The sequence below is a fragment of the Fusobacterium perfoetens ATCC 29250 genome (genome assembly GCF_000622245.1).
GTDB classification, from domain to species: Bacteria; Fusobacteriota; Fusobacteriia; order Fusobacteriales; family Fusobacteriaceae; genus Fusobacterium_B; species Fusobacterium_B perfoetens.
In genome coordinates, this window is the sequence record NZ_JHXW01000017.1 from 1 (window position 1) to 17,960 (window position 17,960).

18 protein-coding genes, 2 rRNA genes and 1 riboswitch are annotated in these 17,960 nt (G+C 24.6%); of the genes, 17 read left to right on the top strand and 3 right to left on the bottom strand.

Annotation, left to right across the window (positions count from 1 at the left end):
- The 9 genes from T364_RS0106635 to T364_RS0106675 all read left to right on the top strand — a co-directional run.
- Window positions 1-127, top strand: a 23S ribosomal RNA gene (locus T364_RS0106635); the annotation flags it as partial.
- A 46-nt stretch (window positions 128-173) separates the two neighbouring features.
- Window positions 174-290: ribosomal RNA gene (rrf, locus tag T364_RS0106640) — 5S ribosomal RNA — on the top strand.
- A gap of 672 nt (window positions 291-962) precedes the next feature.
- Window positions 963-2,126, top strand: a complete 1,164-nt coding sequence (locus tag T364_RS0106645) for a nucleotidyltransferase (RefSeq protein ID WP_035945502.1) — start codon at window positions 963-965, stop codon at window positions 2,124-2,126.
- A gap of 60 nt (window positions 2,127-2,186) precedes the next feature.
- On the top strand, window positions 2,187-3,479 hold the full coding sequence (locus T364_RS0106650) for an MFS transporter (protein WP_027128884.1): 1,293 nt from the start codon (window positions 2,187-2,189) through the stop codon (window positions 3,477-3,479).
- Between the two features lie 135 nt (window positions 3,480-3,614).
- Window positions 3,615-4,805: a ComEC/Rec2 family competence protein gene (locus T364_RS0106655; RefSeq protein WP_158413628.1), complete on the top strand. Its 1,191-nt coding sequence runs from the start codon at window positions 3,615-3,617 to the stop codon at window positions 4,803-4,805.
- 38 nt (window positions 4,806-4,843) lie between these two features.
- The gene (locus T364_RS0106660) at window positions 4,844-5,422 is read left to right on the top strand and encodes a YigZ family protein (protein WP_027128886.1); all 579 of its coding nucleotides are present in this window, start codon (window positions 4,844-4,846) and stop codon (window positions 5,420-5,422) included.
- 64 nt (window positions 5,423-5,486) lie between these two features.
- The gene (locus tag T364_RS0106665) at window positions 5,487-5,801 is read left to right on the top strand and encodes a hypothetical protein (RefSeq protein ID WP_027128887.1); all 315 of its coding nucleotides are present in this window, start codon (window positions 5,487-5,489) and stop codon (window positions 5,799-5,801) included.
- 176 nt (window positions 5,802-5,977) lie between these two features.
- Window positions 5,978-6,526: a ferritin family protein gene (locus T364_RS0106670; RefSeq protein WP_027128888.1), complete on the top strand. Its 549-nt coding sequence runs from the start codon at window positions 5,978-5,980 to the stop codon at window positions 6,524-6,526.
- A gap of 164 nt (window positions 6,527-6,690) precedes the next feature.
- Entirely contained in the window at window positions 6,691-7,662 is a 972-nt protein-coding gene (locus T364_RS0106675) for a gluconeogenesis factor YvcK family protein (RefSeq protein ID WP_027128889.1), read from the top strand.
- Between the two features lie 53 nt (window positions 7,663-7,715).
- Here the strand turns inward: T364_RS0106675 and T364_RS0106680 are convergent, their stop codons facing one another.
- Both T364_RS0106680 and T364_RS0106685 read right to left on the bottom strand, forming a co-directional pair.
- A complete protein-coding gene (locus T364_RS0106680) occupies window positions 7,716-9,593 on the bottom strand; it encodes an Hsp70 family protein (protein ID WP_147386033.1) in 1,878 nt (625 codons plus the stop codon).
- 10 nt (window positions 9,594-9,603) lie between these two features.
- Complete coding sequence (locus T364_RS0106685) at window positions 9,604-10,458, bottom strand: hypothetical protein (protein WP_027128891.1); 855 nt, start codon at window positions 10,456-10,458, stop codon at window positions 9,604-9,606.
- A gap of 154 nt (window positions 10,459-10,612) precedes the next feature.
- Here T364_RS0106685 and cobU point away from each other — a divergent pair, with 154 nt between their 5' ends.
- The 8 genes from cobU (at window position 10,613) to metK (ending at window position 17,465) form a co-directional block, all read left to right on the top strand.
- Window positions 10,613-11,173, top strand: a complete 561-nt coding sequence (cobU, locus tag T364_RS0106690; RefSeq protein ID WP_027128892.1) for a bifunctional adenosylcobinamide kinase/adenosylcobinamide-phosphate guanylyltransferase — start codon at window positions 10,613-10,615, stop codon at window positions 11,171-11,173.
- 21 nt (window positions 11,174-11,194) lie between these two features.
- A complete protein-coding gene (cobS, locus tag T364_RS0106695; protein WP_027128893.1) occupies window positions 11,195-12,013 on the top strand; it encodes an adenosylcobinamide-GDP ribazoletransferase in 819 nt (272 codons plus the stop codon).
- 1 nt (window position 12,014) lies between these two features.
- Window positions 12,015-12,602 (top strand): histidine phosphatase family protein, encoded by a 588-nt coding sequence (locus tag T364_RS0106700; RefSeq protein WP_027128894.1) that lies wholly within the window; start codon window positions 12,015-12,017, stop codon window positions 12,600-12,602.
- An 8-nt stretch (window positions 12,603-12,610) separates the two neighbouring features.
- Window positions 12,611-13,666: a nicotinate-nucleotide--dimethylbenzimidazole phosphoribosyltransferase gene (gene cobT, locus T364_RS0106705; RefSeq protein WP_027128895.1), complete on the top strand. Its 1,056-nt coding sequence runs from the start codon at window positions 12,611-12,613 to the stop codon at window positions 13,664-13,666.
- Between the two features lie 18 nt (window positions 13,667-13,684).
- Window positions 13,685-14,386 (top strand): RadC family protein, encoded by a 702-nt coding sequence (radC, locus tag T364_RS0106710; RefSeq protein ID WP_027128896.1) that lies wholly within the window; start codon window positions 13,685-13,687, stop codon window positions 14,384-14,386.
- A gap of 91 nt (window positions 14,387-14,477) precedes the next feature.
- A complete protein-coding gene (locus T364_RS0106715) occupies window positions 14,478-15,413 on the top strand; it encodes a PSP1 domain-containing protein (protein ID WP_027128897.1) in 936 nt (311 codons plus the stop codon).
- A gap of 4 nt (window positions 15,414-15,417) precedes the next feature.
- Window positions 15,418-16,095: a tRNA1(Val) (adenine(37)-N6)-methyltransferase gene (locus tag T364_RS0106720; RefSeq protein WP_035945504.1), complete on the top strand. Its 678-nt coding sequence runs from the start codon at window positions 15,418-15,420 to the stop codon at window positions 16,093-16,095.
- Window positions 16,096-16,140: 45 nt separating this feature from the next.
- Window positions 16,141-16,227, top strand: a riboswitch (SAM riboswitch).
- A gap of 83 nt (window positions 16,228-16,310) precedes the next feature.
- A complete protein-coding gene (gene metK, locus T364_RS0106725) occupies window positions 16,311-17,465 on the top strand; it encodes a methionine adenosyltransferase (RefSeq protein WP_027128899.1) in 1,155 nt (384 codons plus the stop codon).
- 52 nt (window positions 17,466-17,517) lie between these two features.
- Here metK and T364_RS0106730 read toward each other — a convergent pair.
- Window positions 17,518-17,960, bottom strand: a 443-nt coding sequence (locus T364_RS0106730; RefSeq protein ID WP_027128160.1) for a CBS domain-containing protein, incomplete at its 5' end; no start/stop codon positions are given.

Below are 17,960 nucleotides of genomic sequence, written 5' to 3' on the forward strand. Positions count from 1 at the left end.
AGCGGGAAACTGACTTTAAGATAAGTACTCTATAGACAACTTCGAGACTAGGAGTTAGATAGGTTGGGAGTGTAAGTGAAGTAATTCATTAAGCGGACCAATACTAATAAGTCGGAATCTTAATCAAGAGAAATTACTATGTAGTATTGAGTGTTTAAAAACTCAAAATATAAGTTGGCAAGAAAAGCTACGAGGGTACACCTAGTAACATACCGAACCTAGCAGTTAAGCTCGTAAACGCTGAAAGTACTTGGGGGGCAGCCCTCTGGGAGGATAGGAACTTGCCAACTTTTTTTATTTTTTGAAAAAATAAAAAAAGAAAATATAAAATATTTAGAAATTAAAAAGTTATTATGAAAGAGTTATACAATAATTTATATTTTTTATTAATAGTATTTAATACAAAGTAATAAATGTAAAAATTAAAATAAGATTTAAAAAAATGAATTTATATTTTGATTGAAATATAAAAAATAGAGTAACTTGTTAAAATTTTTATAATAAAAATTGAATAACTATATCTAATAAAGATAGTATTAATATACAGATTGAATTAAAAAAATATATAAAAATTTATTGTAAGAAGTTATGTAGATTAAAAAATTTTAAAGAAATATATTAAAATTAAAAATTTGATTGGTATTTTAATATTTAATAAAAATATTATATAGATTTAATAGATTTAGAAGTAAATTTCTAAATTAAAAAGATTATATATTTCTATCTAGAGAAAAAACTAAGTATAATAAAAAATAATTAAAAAGATTATATATTTCTATCTAGAGAAAAAATTAAGTATAATAAAAAATAATTAAAAATGAATATTAAATAAAAAAAAAAATATTTAGTAAAAAATCTTATTTCTTTAAAAAATTTATTATAAACAGAAAATAAAAGGAAAAAGCAAAAATATATAGTATAATATTATAATATAAAAAATAAAAATCTTAAAGAGGAGAAAAATGAAGAAGGCTGTAGGAATAGTGATAGAATATAATCCATTTCATAACGGACATAAATATCATTTAGATAAAGCAAAAGAATTGGGGGATATTGTAATAGGAGTAATGAGTGGGGATTATGTTCAAAGAGGAGAACCAGCTTTTATTAATAAATGGAGTAGAGGAGAGATAGCTTTAAAAGAGGGAATAGATATATTGTGTGAGTTACCAAGTTATTATTCTACTCAAAGTGCAGAGATTTTTGCTAAATCTTCAATAGGGATATTAAAGAATTTAGGAGTGACTACTATTCTTTTTGGGTCTGAAAGTTCAAATATTGAAAAATTAAAAAAAATATTAGAATTAGAAAAAAATAAAGAATTTAATGAAGAAATAAGGAGAAATTTAGATGAAGGAATTTCTTATCCTAATGCTTATAGTTTAAGTATAAAAAAATTTTTAGAAAAAGATATAGAAATCAATTCAAATGATATATTGGGAATTGAATATTTGAGAGCTATAAAATATTATGATGAAAAAATTGAGGCTCAAACTTTGAAAAGAAGAGCTGGTGGATATTATTCACAAAAAGAAGAAAATAATATTATGAGTGCTACAGGAATAAGAAAATTAATATTTGAAAATAAAAGTATAGAAAATCTGGTTACTAAAAATTCTTTTGAAGTTTTGGAAAAGGAAAAAGAAAAAATTACTAAGATATCAGATTTTTATCCATTAATAAGATATGCTATATTAAGTAAAAAAGAAAAATTAGCAGATTATCAAGATGTAGAAAATGGATTAGAAAATAGAATATATGAAATGGCTTTAAAGTATGAAAATCATCAAGAATTTTTTAATAATCTTATTACTAAAAGATATACAATAGGGAGAATACAAAGAATATTAATTCATATTTTATTAGATATAACAAAAGCAGATACTAATTATTTAAAAGAAAATATTCCTTATATAAGAATTTTAGGATTTTCTAAAAAGGGAAGAGAATATTTAAAAACTATAGAAAAAAATAATGATGTAAAAATATTAACTTCTTTTAAAAATATAAAAAAAATATTAAATGAAAAAGAAATAAAATTTTTAGAATTAAATGAAAAAGCTAGTATAATTTATAAAATTATTAATCCTTATGAGGATAGAAAAATTCCAATAATTATAGATTAATAAAAATATATGAAAGGAGGATTGTATAAATAAATATTTATATTTATAATACAATAAAAAATGAAATTAAATAAAAAAGTACAAATTCTATATGGAATAGGAGTCAGTTATGCAATAGTAGACCAGATATTTGCTCAATGGATATTATATTTTTACTTACCACCAGAAAGTTCAGGATTAAAACCTATAATGGCTCCAGCACTAATATCTATAGCTTTAGCAATTTCAAGAATAGTAGACATGATAACAGACCCAACAATAGGTTATTTATCTGATAAAATAAATACTAGATGGGGAAGAAGAATACCTTTTATAGCTGTAGGAAGTATACCTTTAGGAATAACTACAATAGCATTTTTTTATCCTCCAACTGGAAATCCAACAAGTTCATTTATTTATTTAGCTATAATTGGTTCGCTATTTTTTACTTTTTATACTATAGTTGGAGCTCCATACAATGCTTTAATTCCTGAAATAGGTAATAGTATGGAAGAAAGATTAGATTTATCAACTTGGCAATCAGTATTTAGACTTCTTTATACAGCTATAGCTATGATAATACCTGGATTACTTATTAAAGTATTAGGGAAAGGAGATACTTTAATAGGAATAAGATATATGGTATTTATTTTAAGCATAATTTCAATTATTGGAGGATTTGTAACTGTTTTTGGAGTAAAAGAAAAAAATTATTCCAAAGGAGAAGTTTCAAAAATTTCTTTTAGAGAAACTATAAACTCACTTAAAAGCTATAAAAGTTTTTATTTTTATTTATTAGGGTTATTATTTTTCTTTGTTGGATTTAATACTTTAAGAGCTACAATGAATTACTATGTAGAAGATATTATGGGTTATGGAAAAGCTCAAATAACTTTAGCTTCAGCTATTTTGTTTGGAATGTCAGCTCTATTTTTTTATCCAACAAATAAGATTTCTAAAAAAATAGGTTATAGAAAAGTAATGTTAGGTTGCTTGGGGCTTTTAATAATTTTCACAGGAATGTTATATTTTTTAGGAAAAATATTACCAACATCTTTTGGATTTGTATTGTTTGCTTTATTAGGAATTCCTGTAGCAGGAGGAGCTTTTATATTTCCACCAGCAATGTTGAGTGAAATAAGTAATAAGATAAGTGAAAAAACAGGAAATAAAATAGAGGGAATATGTTTTGGAATACAGGGATTTTTCTTAAAATTAGCTTTTATGTTGTCAATATTAGTTTTACCATTTATATTAGTATGGAACAATAATGGAAGTGGAAATGTAACAAAAGATGGAATATATATGACAGCTATTTTTTCAGTAATATCTTTTATAATTTCAGCATATTTTTATTATAAATATGAAGAATAAAATAAAAATTAGGGGAAATTTATGGAAAATATTTATATAATCTCTATTATATTTTTCTTTTTAGAATCACTAATATATTTTATTTCGCCTATATCCATAATTTTTTTATTAATAACTTTATTAGGATATTTTTTTTTGGTATTTAAAATAAAAAATATTGAAGTTTATGTATTCGCTATAGTTTTTTTATTAAGAATAATATTAGGGATAAATTTTAGTAATTATGATGTAGGAGATATCATAGAAATTAAAACTGAGATTTTAAATGGAAAAGGAAAAATAGAAAAGATAGATAATAAATTTTTAAGAGAATATAAATCAATATATGTAGAAAATATTGAAGATGGAAATTATAAATTTATTGGAGAAATAAAAAAAATTAATGATAGATATTTAATATTGGATATTTTTGAAAAAGAAAAAAAGGTAAAAAAATCTAGTGAAGTATTTTTAGAAAGAAAAATCAATATATTAAGAAAAAAACTTTCCAATGGTTGTGTAAATTTAATTGAAGCAATGATATTGGGAGATAAAAGTAATATTTATAAAGAAATTCAAGATAAATTTAGATATTCAGGTACTAGTCATTTATTAGCAATTTCAGGTTTACATATAGGAATAATATTGGGAATTATTTTATATGTTTTAGATAAATTTTCATTAAAGAAAGAAATAAAATATATTTTTGGGTTAATTATTTTGAGTATTTATATTTTTTCTATAAAAATAAGTCCTTCTGTAATAAGAGCATATATAATGGGAGTTGTGTATATAATCAGTAATATTATTTATGAAAAAAATGATATAAAAAAATCTTTTTTAGTAGCCTTTATTATCAATCTTTTGATATATCCAAATTCTTTTTCAAATATTTCTTTTTTGATGTCATATCTTTGTGTTTTTACAATATTATGGATATATCCAAAATTTCAAATACAAATAAAAATTAAAGGGAAAAATTGGTGGAATTATTTAATATTTTTATTATCTATTCAGATAATGTTAACTCCTTTAACTTTATATTTCTTTAAAACAATAAATTTTTTATCATTTTTTATAAATATAATATTGACACCACTTGGTTCAGTTTTTATAATACTAGGATTTGGAAGTATTATAATTCCAAACGTATTTTCTAAATTTTATTTAATGATAGTAGAGGGAGTTTATATATTATTAGAAAAAAATTTAAATATTTTTGAAAAAATCCCGTACCTTAGTTTAAAAATAGAAAATCAAATAAATTTTAAAATAATAATATTAACTTATATAGTTATTTTTGGAATAATATTTAGTAAAAAATTGAAAGAATATTTAAAAAATTAAATCAAAATATAATTTTACTTTAAATTATAGGAGAGAGAATGAAAACAGTAAAAAAGGAATGTTTTATAGAATTTGAAGAAAAAAAATCAAAATTTATAGGTTATGTAAAACCTGTTTCTTCAAGAGAAGAGGCTGAAAAATTTATAGAAAAAATAAAACAAAAACACTATGATGCTACTCATAATTGTAGTGCTTATAAATTAACTGAAAATGGACAAGAATATTTTAAAGTAGATGATGATGGAGAACCTAAAGGAACTGCAGGTAAACCTATGGGAGATATAATTAATTATATGGAAGTAGAAAATTTGGTTGTAATAGCAACTAGATATTTTGGTGGAATAAAATTAGGAGCTGGAGGGTTGGTAAGAGCTTATGCTAAAACAGCTAAATTAGTTATACAAGAATCAGAGATAGTTGATTATATAGAAAAAAAAACATATCTTTTAGATTTTTCATATGATAAAGTTGGAGAAGTAGAGCAAATTATATTAAAAAATAATGATGATATATTAGAAAAAGGATATAATGATAAAGTAACCTATAAAGTTATTCTTTCTAAAAAATCTATTGAAGAATTGGAAAATAAGAAAGATATTTCAATAATAATAATTTAAAAGATTATTGACAAGTATAGAAAAAAAATATATACTTAAAATAAAAAGAAGAATGGAGGAAAATATGTTTTATAGTGCATTTATAGTTTTGAAGAATGATGAAATAAAAAGTTGGATAAATATTAATTCAAAAGAGGAATTTCTGGAAAAAGTTTGTTCTCCATTTTTAAATAATGATAAATTTCAATTTAATGGTGAAATAATTGATAAATCACAAATAAAAGAAGTTAAATTTGTAGAGACAGAAATGGAGCAAATAGGAGATTACAAACTTATTTTAAGATATATAAAAGAGACAAAATGTTATGGGGATAAATTTGTAAGTGAAAAATATCCTATCTATTATGTAAAAGATATTACAAAAGAAATTATAAAATAAATATTAATTATAATATAAGATAAAAGGCTGATATAAATTTATATAAAATTTATACAGCTTTTTTTATAAAAATACAAAAAAAAGTTGACAAATATTATTTGTTATGATAAAATTAAAACATATTTGAAACGAATACAAATTAGATTTAAAGTTTAGGATAAAATTAGGAGGAAAAAATGAAAAAGTTTAGATGTAAAGTTTGTGGTGCAGTAATAGAAGAAGGAATGGAAATTTGTCCAGTATGTAAAGTTGGTCCAGATAAATGGGAAGAAATAGTTGAAGGAGAAGGAAGAGTTTGGGCTACTGAACATAAAATTGGAGAAGGATTAGCTTGTGGAGATGAAGAAATTATTGCCGGATTAAGAGCTAACTTTGAAGGAGAATGTACAGAGGTTGGAATGTACTTAGCAATGTCAAGAGTTGCTGATAGAGAAGGATATCCAGAAGTAGCAGAAGCTTATAAAAGAATAGCTTTTGAAGAAGCTGAACATGCTGCTAAATTTGCTGAATTATTAGGAGAATGTGTAACTGATTCTACTGAGAAAAATTTATCTATGAGAGTAGAAGCTGAATATGGAGCAACAGCTGGAAAATTTGATATAGCTAAAAGAGCTAAACAATTAGGATTTGATGCTATCCATGATACAGTTCATGAAATGGCTAAAGACGAAGCTAGACATGGAAAAGCATTTACTGGATTATTAAATAGATATTTCGGAAAATAATAATAACTAAAAAATATATAGAAAGGATATTGAATTTTCAATATCCTTTTTTTATTAAAGAAATTAGATATGAGAATAGTAAAATAATAATAAAATTTAATTTATTTTCTTGATTTTTTTATTTCAATAAGGGATAATAAAAGAAAAAATTAGGAGAAAGAGAGATGAATAAAAAACCAAAAGTAGTTGTTATTGGTGGAGGAAGTGGAATTTCTGTAGTATTAAGAGGATTAAAATATCTTCCAATAGAACTTACAGCTATTGTATCAGTAGCTGATGATGGGGGGAGTAGTGGAACTTTAAGAAAAGAATTTGATTCTCCTCCTCCTGGAGATTTAAGAAATGTATTAATAGCTTTAAGTGATGTAGAACCAATAATAGAAGATGTTTTTCAATATAGATTTAAAGAAAATAGTTCTATAGGAGCTCATCCTCTAGGAAATTTATTAATAATGGCAATGAATGAAATAACAGGAAATATAGGAGAAGCAGTTGATAGGCTTAGAAAACTTTTTAATATAAAAGCCAAAATATTACCTTCTACAACAGAAAATATAGTATTGTATGCTGAAACAGAAAATGGAAAAATAATAGAAGGTGAATCTAATATACCTTTCAGTAATGAAAAAATAAAAAAAGTATTTTATAAGAATGAAAGAAAAGCTCCTATAGAGAATTTAAAAGTTTTAGAAGAAGCAGATTTAATAGTTTTTGGAATAGGAAGTTTATATACAAGTTTAATTCCTAATCTTTTGTTAGAAGGAATGAAAGAAAGTTTAAGAAAAACAAAGGGAAAAATAGTATATATTTGTAATGCTATGCAACAACCTGGAGAGACCACAGGATATAGTGCTGATGACCATATACAAGCTATTTGTGATGTGATTGGAGACAATATTATAGATGAAATCGTAGTGGACACTAGAGAAATTCCTGAAGAGATATTAAAAAGATATAAAAAACAAAATAGCGATAGAGTTATAGTAGAAAAAGAAAAAATAAAAAATAGAAATATAGAAGTAATAGATAGGGATATATTGGAAATAGATTCAAAGGGAATGATAAGACATCATCCATATAAATTATCTGCAACACTATACTCTTTAATAGATAAATGGGGAGAATTTTATAAATAATTTTTAAGAGGAGTTTTGCTGCTAAATTCAGTAATAACTCCTCTTTTTTATTTTTAGAAAATTAAAATTTCAACATCTTGGGCAAGTTTTTCTAATTTTAAATTTAATTCATTAGAAATATTTTTAGAAAGATTTTCTATAAAATTATTATCAGTATTTTGTAATTCTTGAGTAATAGAATTAGCAAGTTTTTCTTTATTTTTTTCTGATAATAACATATCTTTTCTAACTAATTTTCTAGCAAGAATAGGAATTGATTTAGTCATAAATAAAGTTTTACTTTTATTGAATCCTATACTAGTAATGAGAATTCCTAATAAAGCTCCTCCAATAAAACCAAGAGGACCAGTAGCAATAAGAGCTGTACCACTACCACCACAAATACTTCCAATTAAAACTCCAACTATTAATGAAACAACACCATTTATAATATTTTCACCTTGAAGATTTTTTATAGAAAAAGAAAGATTATTAAAATTAGTGTTTGTATCAATAGAAACAAGTTTCATTTCTTCCTTTGGAATTGAATATTTAGTACAAATATTATCAATAGAATTTTGTAAATTATGACAAAGTTTAAAAGACCAATTAATAATAATATTTTCTAATAGAGATTTGATTTGTTCAGGAGAAAGGATACTTTTAATTTGATTAGATAGAATTTCATTCATTTCTTGTATAGTATCTATCTTTCCTTTTTTCCAAAGAGAAATATTTGGAAGAACAGCATTATTTATTATATAATCTGTAAGTTTTTCTACAATGGAATAGATTAAATCATTTATTTCAATTTTTACATTTTTTTCTATAATTCCACTATTAATAAATTCTTTTACCTCTTTTCTAAATTCTCTAAGTCTTTCATCAATAATTCCAGAATAAGCTAATCCTTTTCCAATAGAAAATTCAGGTTCTTCAGAATTAACAATAATAGAGTTTGGAAAAGAAAATTTACATTGTTCTTTAAAGAATCTCATTCTAGAGGCTCCCCCTGTAAGAATAAGAAGTTTTGGTGGAGCATCTTTTGTAACTTTAGCTGCTTCATATAAAGAGTATTGTAATCCCTCCATAAAAGATTTTCCATCTAATTCTGGAATTGGTTTATTTATAATGTTTCTTATTATTTCAGGACTTGCTTTAATAGTTAAATTCTGAACTCCATCATAATATAATGAAAGAGATTCTTCATAGAATGAATCTTTATATAATTCCTCATTTGAAAAATATTTTTCTTTAACTTTTCTAGCCACTAATTGAGCATAGCAACGCCAACCATAACTTTCTTCAAAAATTTCCTCTATTTTATTTTGTTGTGTATTTGTTCTTATAGCTTCTTGTAAAAGATATTCATCGATAATTCCACTACCAAGATTATTATTTCCAAAAACTCCTATTCCTGTTTCTTTTCCATTAACAATATAAGCAAAATCTAAAGTTGAAGAACCTATATCGATAACAAGTACACTTTCTTTTAAAAGTTCTGGGTTAACTCTAATATTTTTAGCTTCTCTAGCATATAAAAAAGCTGCTCTGGATTCAGAAATAACTCTCACATTAGGAAGTCCAGAATTTTTTAATAATTCTTGATATACTTTTCTTTTTTCAAGATTCCAACCAGCTGGACAACCAACTGTTATTTGTACCTCTTCTCCTAAGGTAAAATCTTTTATTTTATTAGCTACTCCTCTAGAGAAAGTTGTAATATCTTTTTCAGAGAATTTACTTTTAAATCTAACTCTTAAAGAATTTTTATTTCCAGAAGAGATAGCTTGTTCACCTATTAAAATTTCATTTTCTTCTAAAGCCACAGCAGATATAAAACTTGCTTTTTCATCTATTGGAAGTATTATTGGTTCAATATCTTTACTTAAAGATGAAATTTGAGTAACAGTACTTTCTCCGTCACCTAAATCGAAACCTATATATCTCATATAAACTCCTTTAATTAATTTTTTTTGTAGCAATACCTCTAACTAAAATTTTATTGTTAGATTTATCTATGAAAGCTGATTTTATTGTCATTGAAGAATTTTTTGATGGTAAAATATCAAAATATTTTTCTTTATCATTTGAATATGAAATTTTTTCAATATTATTTTCTAGTAGTATACTTTGTATCTCTTTATTAAGAGAAGAGATAATATTTTCATTTTTTGTATTGTCTGCTTCATCAATTTTTTGAAATAACATTAAAATATCATTATTTAATTTTCCATCAGATTTATTTTCAAGATTGTTGAGAATTTTAAATTCTTCAATATATCTATCTATTGATTCCATAGAGTTATCCATATAATTTAAAATATTATTTATATCTATATTAATTTCTGTTTTTTGATTTTTTTCTATTTTTGATGAAATAGTTTTATATTTTTTTATAATAAAAAATAATAATATTATTTCACAAATAAAACTTAGGAAAAAAGTAAAACTAATAAAATAATATTTATTTTTTAAAGAGTTAAAACCTCCTAAAATTATGGAATAAATTAGACCACAATGAAAAATAGTAGTAAAAATATTAGATAGTTTAGAGTTTTTGACTGAATTATTTTCATTTGACCAAACAATAGTTTCACCAATAGTGTTGTAAAGATTTAGATTTTCTTTTAACATTGTAAAAATTATTCCAATTTGTTGTCTAAGTTTTATATTTTTTTCTTCAGACATAACTTCATGTTGAATAATTTCAATATTTTCTAATAAGATATTTTTGGCATCAAAAATGTTTTTTTTATTTAAAAGAGATTGATTTATACTCTCTCTTATTTCTAGCCATTTATTTTTAGCTTTCATATGATTACACCTCCACTTATAATATTTTGACGAGAAAAAAATAGATTTCGTTTAAATAAGTAAAATTTCTAGTTAAAAAAATATTTTCTCTTAGAAATTAGTAAAAATATATGGTATAATTATCATTAAGAAAAATATTAAGGAGGATTTGACTTTGGGTAAGATAATCTATGTTAGTGGTGGAGCTCGTTCAGGTAAAAGTGGATATGCAGAAGATTATATAGCTGAAAGATATAGTAAAAAGATTTATCTAGCTACAGGAATAGCTTTTGATGATGAAATGAAAGATAAAATAGAAAAGCATAAAAGAAGAAGAGGAAAAAATTGGAAAACTATAGAAAATTATAAGAATATTCCAAATCTTTTAAAAGAACATATGGAAGGGTATGATGTTATACTTTTGGATTGTTTAACAAATATGATAACTAATTATATGATATTAGATAATGAAAAAGATTGGGAAAAAATATCTATGGAAGAAATAAATGGAATAAAAAGATTTATAGTTAGAGAGATTGAAAGAATTATTCAATTCATAAGAGAAAATCCAATTGATATGGTAGTAGTAACTAATGAATTAGGAATGGGATTAGTACCAGATAATTATTTAGGAAGATATTTTAGAGAGATTGCAGGAAAAATAAATCAAATAGTGGCAAAGGAATCTGATGAAGCTTATTTTGTAGTTTCGGGAATTCCTATGAAATTAAAATAGATTTTATTTTGGAGGATAAAAATGAGAGGGTTAATATTACTTTTTAAATTTATGACAAGATTGCCAATTCCAATAGAACCTAAATTTGATTCTGAAGAATTAGGTAAAAGTATGAAATTTTTTCCTGTAGTTGGAATTGTAACAGGAATATTAATGTATATTTTTTATTTAGTAGGAGTACAATTTATTCGTTCTCCATTTGTATTAGCAACTGTATTAGTATTAATAGAAATTGGAATAACAGGGGCTATGCATCTTGATGGATTATCAGATACTTTTGATGGAATTTTTAGTTATAGAAGTAAACAAAAAATGCTTGAGATTATGAAAGATTCAAGAATAGGAGCTAATGGAGCTATTGCTTTAATTATGTATTTTTTATTAAAAATAATTATTTTAGGTTCTATTGAAATGGAAACATCTTTGATGGGATTAGGATTTTTAACACCAGAATTAAAAACTTTTGGAATGGGATTTGCATTATTAGTTTCTCCTGTAGTAGCGAGAGCTAATAGTGTACTAAATTGTGCTATGACATCATATGCTAGAAGTTCTGGAAGTGCTAAAGAATTAGTAGAACAAACAAATAGAAATGGAGCAACAATAGCAATATTAATTTCTACAGTTTATTCTCTACTTGTACAAGCTTTTGTATTCCCAAGTTTAAATCCTATATATTTAGTAAATATAATATTTGTAACTCATGTTTTAGGAGCTTATTTCGCAAAATTAATGGAAAGAAAAATTGGTGGAGTTACAGGAGATACTTTAGGAGCTGTGTTAGAATTATCACAATTAATAGTTTTATTAGGAATATATATAGCAATAGGAATAAGATAAAATGAAAAGAGTAATATTAGTAAGACATGGACAAACTACTATGAATCTTCAAAAACTTTATTATGGATTTTTAGACCCAGATATGACAGAATTAGGAAAAGAACAAGTATTAAAGGCAAGAAAAATACTAGAAAAAATGAACTATGATGAAATAATATCAAGTGATTTAAAAAGAGCCTATGAAACAGCTAAAATAATAAATTTTAAAAATTTAGAAATAAAAGTTTTTTCTGAGATAAGAGAACTAAATTTTGGTATATTTGAAGGATTAACTTATGAAGAAATTAAGGAAAAGTATCCAGAGGAATTACAAAAATCTATAGATGATTGGAAAAATTATTCTTTTATTACAGGAGAGAATCCATATGATTTACAAAATAGAGTTGTTAAGTTTATAGATGAATTAGAAGATAATAAAACTTATTTATTAGCAACTCATTGGGGAGTTATTTGTACTTTATTAAGTTACCATTTTTCAAATGGATTAGATAGTTATTGGAAATATAAAATAGATAATGGGAGTATAACAATAATTGAGTTTAGAGAAAAGTATCCTTTATTATGCCAATTAAATTTGAAAGGGGATTAACTTAAAAAATGAAAAGATTTGAGGAAAGCTTAAGGGAAATATCTTTTTTGAATAAAAATTCAGAAAGAGAATGTAAAGATATTTTAGATAAAAAAATGAAACCAATAGGAAGTTTAGGAGTAATAGAAGATATAGCTGAAAGATTATCTGGAATATTACCTTATAATTTAAAAAATATAAAACGAAAAGGATGTCATATTGTAGCTGTAGCTGATAATGGAATAGTAGAAGAGAAAATATCTCCTTGTCCAGAGGAATATACTAGATTAGTAGCAGAAGAGATGGTAAATGGTTTTGCTCCTATAAGTTTATTTTGTAAAAATTTAGGAGTAGACTTAAAAGTTATTGATGTCGGAATGAAAAAAGGTCTTTCAAAAAAATATTCTAATTTTTATATTTCAAAAGTTGTCAATGGAAGCAAAAATTTTAGAAAAGAACCAGCTTTAACTGTTAATCAAGTTATTGATACAATAGAAAATGGAATATTTACAATAGAAGAATTAGAAGAGGAATATGATGTATTTTCTACTGGAGAAATGGGAATAGGAAATACAACAACATCTTCGGCTATATTATATTCTTTAACAAGATGTAGTATAGATGATGCTGTAGGAAGAGGTTCTGGAGCTAATGATGAAATATTAGAAAATAAGAAAAAGGTAATTTTTGAAAGTTGTATTAGATATAATACTTTTCAGATGAATCCAATAGAAATATTAAGACATGTAGGTGGACTTGATATTGCTTTTATGGTTGGATTATATATAGGAGCAGCAAGATATAGAAAACTTATATTGGTAGATGGATTCATATCAGTTGTAGCAGCTTTATTAGCTATAAAATTAAATCCTATTATAAAAAATTATATTTTAGTTACTCATTTAAGCGAAGAACCTGGAATGAAATTAGCTTTAAAAGAATTAGGAAAAGAACCATTTTTAAATATGAAAATGAGATTGGGAGAAGGAACAGGAGCTGTATTTGCTTATCCAATGATATGGGGTGCAGTAGATATATATGAGAATATGAAAACACCTAAAGAGGTGTATGATTTATTCTTTTAATTTTAATTGGGAGAAGAAATGGAAAAGAAAATCCAAGATGGAAAAGAGGGACATAGAAAAAGATTACAAGAAAGATATTTAACAAAAGGATATAAATCTTTAGCAGATTATGAAATAGTTGAATTTTTACTTTTTCTATTAATTCCTAGAAAAGATACTAAAAGTATAGCGAAAGAATTGATTGGAAAATTTAATTCTTTAAAGGGAATATTTGAAGCAAATACAAAAGAGTTAAAAAGTATAAAAGGATTAGGAGAGGTATCTATAACATATTTAAAATTTTTAGGTGATATGTATAGATATTATTATGAAGAAAATATATTAAAAGAAAGAGAAAATAATCCCATAAGTATAAAAACTAAAAATCAGTTAATAAATTATTTGAGAATAGATATTGGTATTTCTAAAATAGAAGAGTTTAAAGTTTTATTTCTTAATTCAAATAATGAAGTTTTAGGAATAGAAACTTTATTTCAAGGAACTATTGATAAAAGTGCTGTCTATCCAAGAAAAATTTTAGAAAGAGTATTATATTATAATGCACGTTCAATAGTATTTTCTCATAATCACCCATCAGGAAATACAACTCCATCATCAAAAGATATAGAAATAACAAAAATGATGAAAGATTTCTTTAAGATGGTAGATGTAAGTATTTTAGACCATATAATAATATCAAAAGATTCTTATTTTAGTTTTTTAGAAGAGGGATACATATAGATTAGGGGGATACATGAATAATATTGAAAATTTAGAAAATAAAGATATAGAAATAAAAGAATTTGTAGAAGAAAAAGAGGAATTGGTAGAAATAATAGAAGAAAATACAGAGAATACAGAAGAAGTAGTTGAAGAAGAAAAATTTTATACAGTTGTAGGTGTAATTTTTGAGATTACTAAAAAAAGGTATTATTTTGAAGTAGTAAATAAAGATGAAGTTTATAGAAAAGGAGATAAAGTATTAGTAGATACTGTAAGAGGGCAAGAAATAGGAGTGATATATAATACTCCTATGGTACTTTCTGAAAAATTATTAGTATTACCTTTAAAGCCTGTTTTAAAGAAAGCAAGTGAAGAAGAAATAAAAAAATATGAAGAATTAAGAAAAGAAGCTGAAAAAGCTCAAATAATTTGTAAAGAAAAAATAGCTATTCATAAATTACCAATGAAACTTATAAATACAGAATTTACTTTTGATAAGACAAAACTTATATTTTATTTTACAGCAGAAGGAAGAATTGACTTTAGAGATTTAGTAAAAGATTTAGCTACTATATTTAAACTTAGAATAGAATTACGTCAAATTGGTGTAAGAGATGAAGCTAGAATTTTAGGAGATATAGGCGTTTGTGGAAAAGAATTATGTTGTAGAACTTTTATAAATAAATTTAATTCAGTATCTATAAAGATGGCTAGAGACCAAGGGCTTGTAATAAATCCATCTAAAATATCAGGTGTTTGTGGAAGATTACTTTGCTGTATAAATTATGAATATCAACAATATGAAGAAGCTTTGAAATCTTTCCCAGCTGTAAATCAAATGGTTAAAACAGAAAAAGGTGAAGGAAAAGTAGCTAGTATAAGTCCACTTAATGGATTCTTATATGTAGATTTACCAAATATAGGTATAACAAAATTTGATATAGAAGAAGTTAAATTTAATAGAAAAGAAGCTAAAAAACTACAAAATGAAAGTCCAATTGTATCAGAAGATGGAAGCAATTTAGAGCTTTTAGAAAAAGAGTAAAATTATGGAGAAAAATGTAAATATAACAACTTTTGATGATGATATAAAAATCTATCAATTAATAGAGGGATTTAGATTTTCTGTAGACCCAATAATTTTGGTAGATTTTTTTGAAGGAAATTGTGAAAAAAAAATATTAGATATTGGAAGTGGTTCTGGAATTATTCCTATATTATTAGCAAAAAGAAAAAATATGAAAAATATTACAGGAATAGAAATTCAAAAAGAGTCTTTGGATATTTTTAGAAAAAATGTTTTAGAAAATAATTTAGAAAAAAATATAGAGATTATTTATGGAGATGTAAAGGAGTATAATAAATCAAATTATTATGATTATATAATTTCTAATCCTCCTTACATGACTTTAGATGGTAAAAAAATCTCTGAAAATGAAAATAAAAAAATATCTCGTCATGAAATTAAATTGGATTTGTCAGATTTGATAAAAAATAGTAAAAGACTTTTAAAGCCAAGAGGAGAATTATTTTTAGTACATAGAAGTTTTAGATTGCCAGAAATTATAACTGAATTAGAAAAAAATAATTTTTCCCTTAAAAAGATAAAGTTTGTTTATTTTGACAGAAATAAAAATTCTAATCTCATTTTGATTCAAGCTTCAAAAGGAAGAAAAAATAAATTAGAAGTAGTACCTCCTTTGTTTTTAGAAGAAGAGGGGTACTGAAAAATAAATATTGACAATTTTAATAAAGTATTATATAATAAGTATTGACCATCAAGAGAGACGGAGGGAATGGCCCTGTGATGTCTCAGCAACCTACTATTTTGTGTGGTGCTAATTCCAGTTAGATGGGGATTATTTGTAAGATTATATCCCTTTCATTGGAAAGGGATTTTTTATTTTTAAATTATTTTTGATTTTATTATTAGGAGGAATTAATGGAAGATTTAATTTACTTTACATCTGAATGTGTATCACCAGGACATCCAGATAAAGTAGCAGACCAAATATCAGATGCCGTTTTAGATGCTTGTTTAAAAGATGACTCAAATTCTAGGGTAGCATGTGAAGTATTTTGTACAACAGGTCAAGTTATTGTTGGAGGAGAGATAACAACAAAAACTTATATAGATATTCAAGATATAGTTAGAAAAAAAATTCATGAAATAGGGTATAGACCAGGAATGGGATTTGACGATAACTGTGGAGTATTTAGTTCAATACATGCTCAATCTCCAGATATAGCTATGGGAGTAGATGTAGGAGGAGCTGGAGACCAAGGAATTATGTTTGGAGGAGCTGTAAAAGAAACTCCAGAATTAATGCCTTTAGCATTAGTATTATCAAGAGAAATTTTAAAATTATTAGTTGAATTGAGAAATGAAGGAGTTCTTACTTGGGCAAGACCAGATGCAAAATCTCAAGTAACATTAGCTTATGATAGAGAAGGAAATATAAAATTTGTTGATACTATAGTAGTTTCTGTTCAACATAATCAATTTGTAACACAAGAACAAATTCATCATGATGTAAAAGAGTTAGTAATAAAACCTGTATTAGCAAAATATAATTTAAAATTTGAAGATGTTAAAAAAATATTTATAAATCCTACAGGAAAATTTGAAATTGGAGGACCTCATGGAGATACAGGTCTTACAGGAAGAAAAATAATAGTTGATACTTATGGTGGATATTTTAGACATGGTGGAGGAGCTTTTTCAGGAAAAGACCCTTCAAAAGTAGATAGGTCAGCAGCTTATGCAGCTAGATGGGTAGCTAAAAATATAGTAGCTTCAGGATTAGCTGATAAATGTGAAGTACAACTATCTTATGCAATAGGAGTTGTAGAACCTACATCAATAAAAGTAGATACTTTTGGAACAGGAAAAGTAGATGAAATCGAATTAGCAAAAGGAGTTTCAAAAATATTTGATTTAACACCAAGAGGAATTGAAAGAGATTTAAAACTTAGAAGTTGTGAGTTTAGATATCAAGATTTAGCAGCTTTTGGACACATAGGAAGAACAGACATAGAACTTCCATGGGAACAATTAAATAAAGTAGAAGAATTAAAAAATTATTTTAATAAATAATAGGAAAAACTGATAAATTTGAAAAGGGAGGGTACAAAATTGTAACCTCTCTTTAAATATGTAAAACTTTTTTAATTATATCGTATCTTCTTATTACTCCATGTAATTTACCATTTTCTACTACATATATTCTTGTTATTCCTTTTTTTACCATTATAAAACATATCTCCATTATTGGAGTTTTCTTATCTATTGTATATAGATTTTCTTTTCTTCTATATAAATCTTTTATTGTTGCTGTTTCCTCTTTTAATAAATATTCTTCAAAAGGTTCTCCTACTGTTAAGAAGTCTAAATCTTTCATCAATGATAGATATTTTGGCATTCCATATTCTATCAATTCTTTTTCTGTTATCTCTCCTAAAAAATTATTTTTTTCATCTACTACTGGTATTCCACTTATCTTTTCATTTATTAATCTTTTAGCTACTACTTCTAATGTTGTATCTTCTGTTACTGGTGATATATCTGGGCTTAATACATCATCTGCTGTTA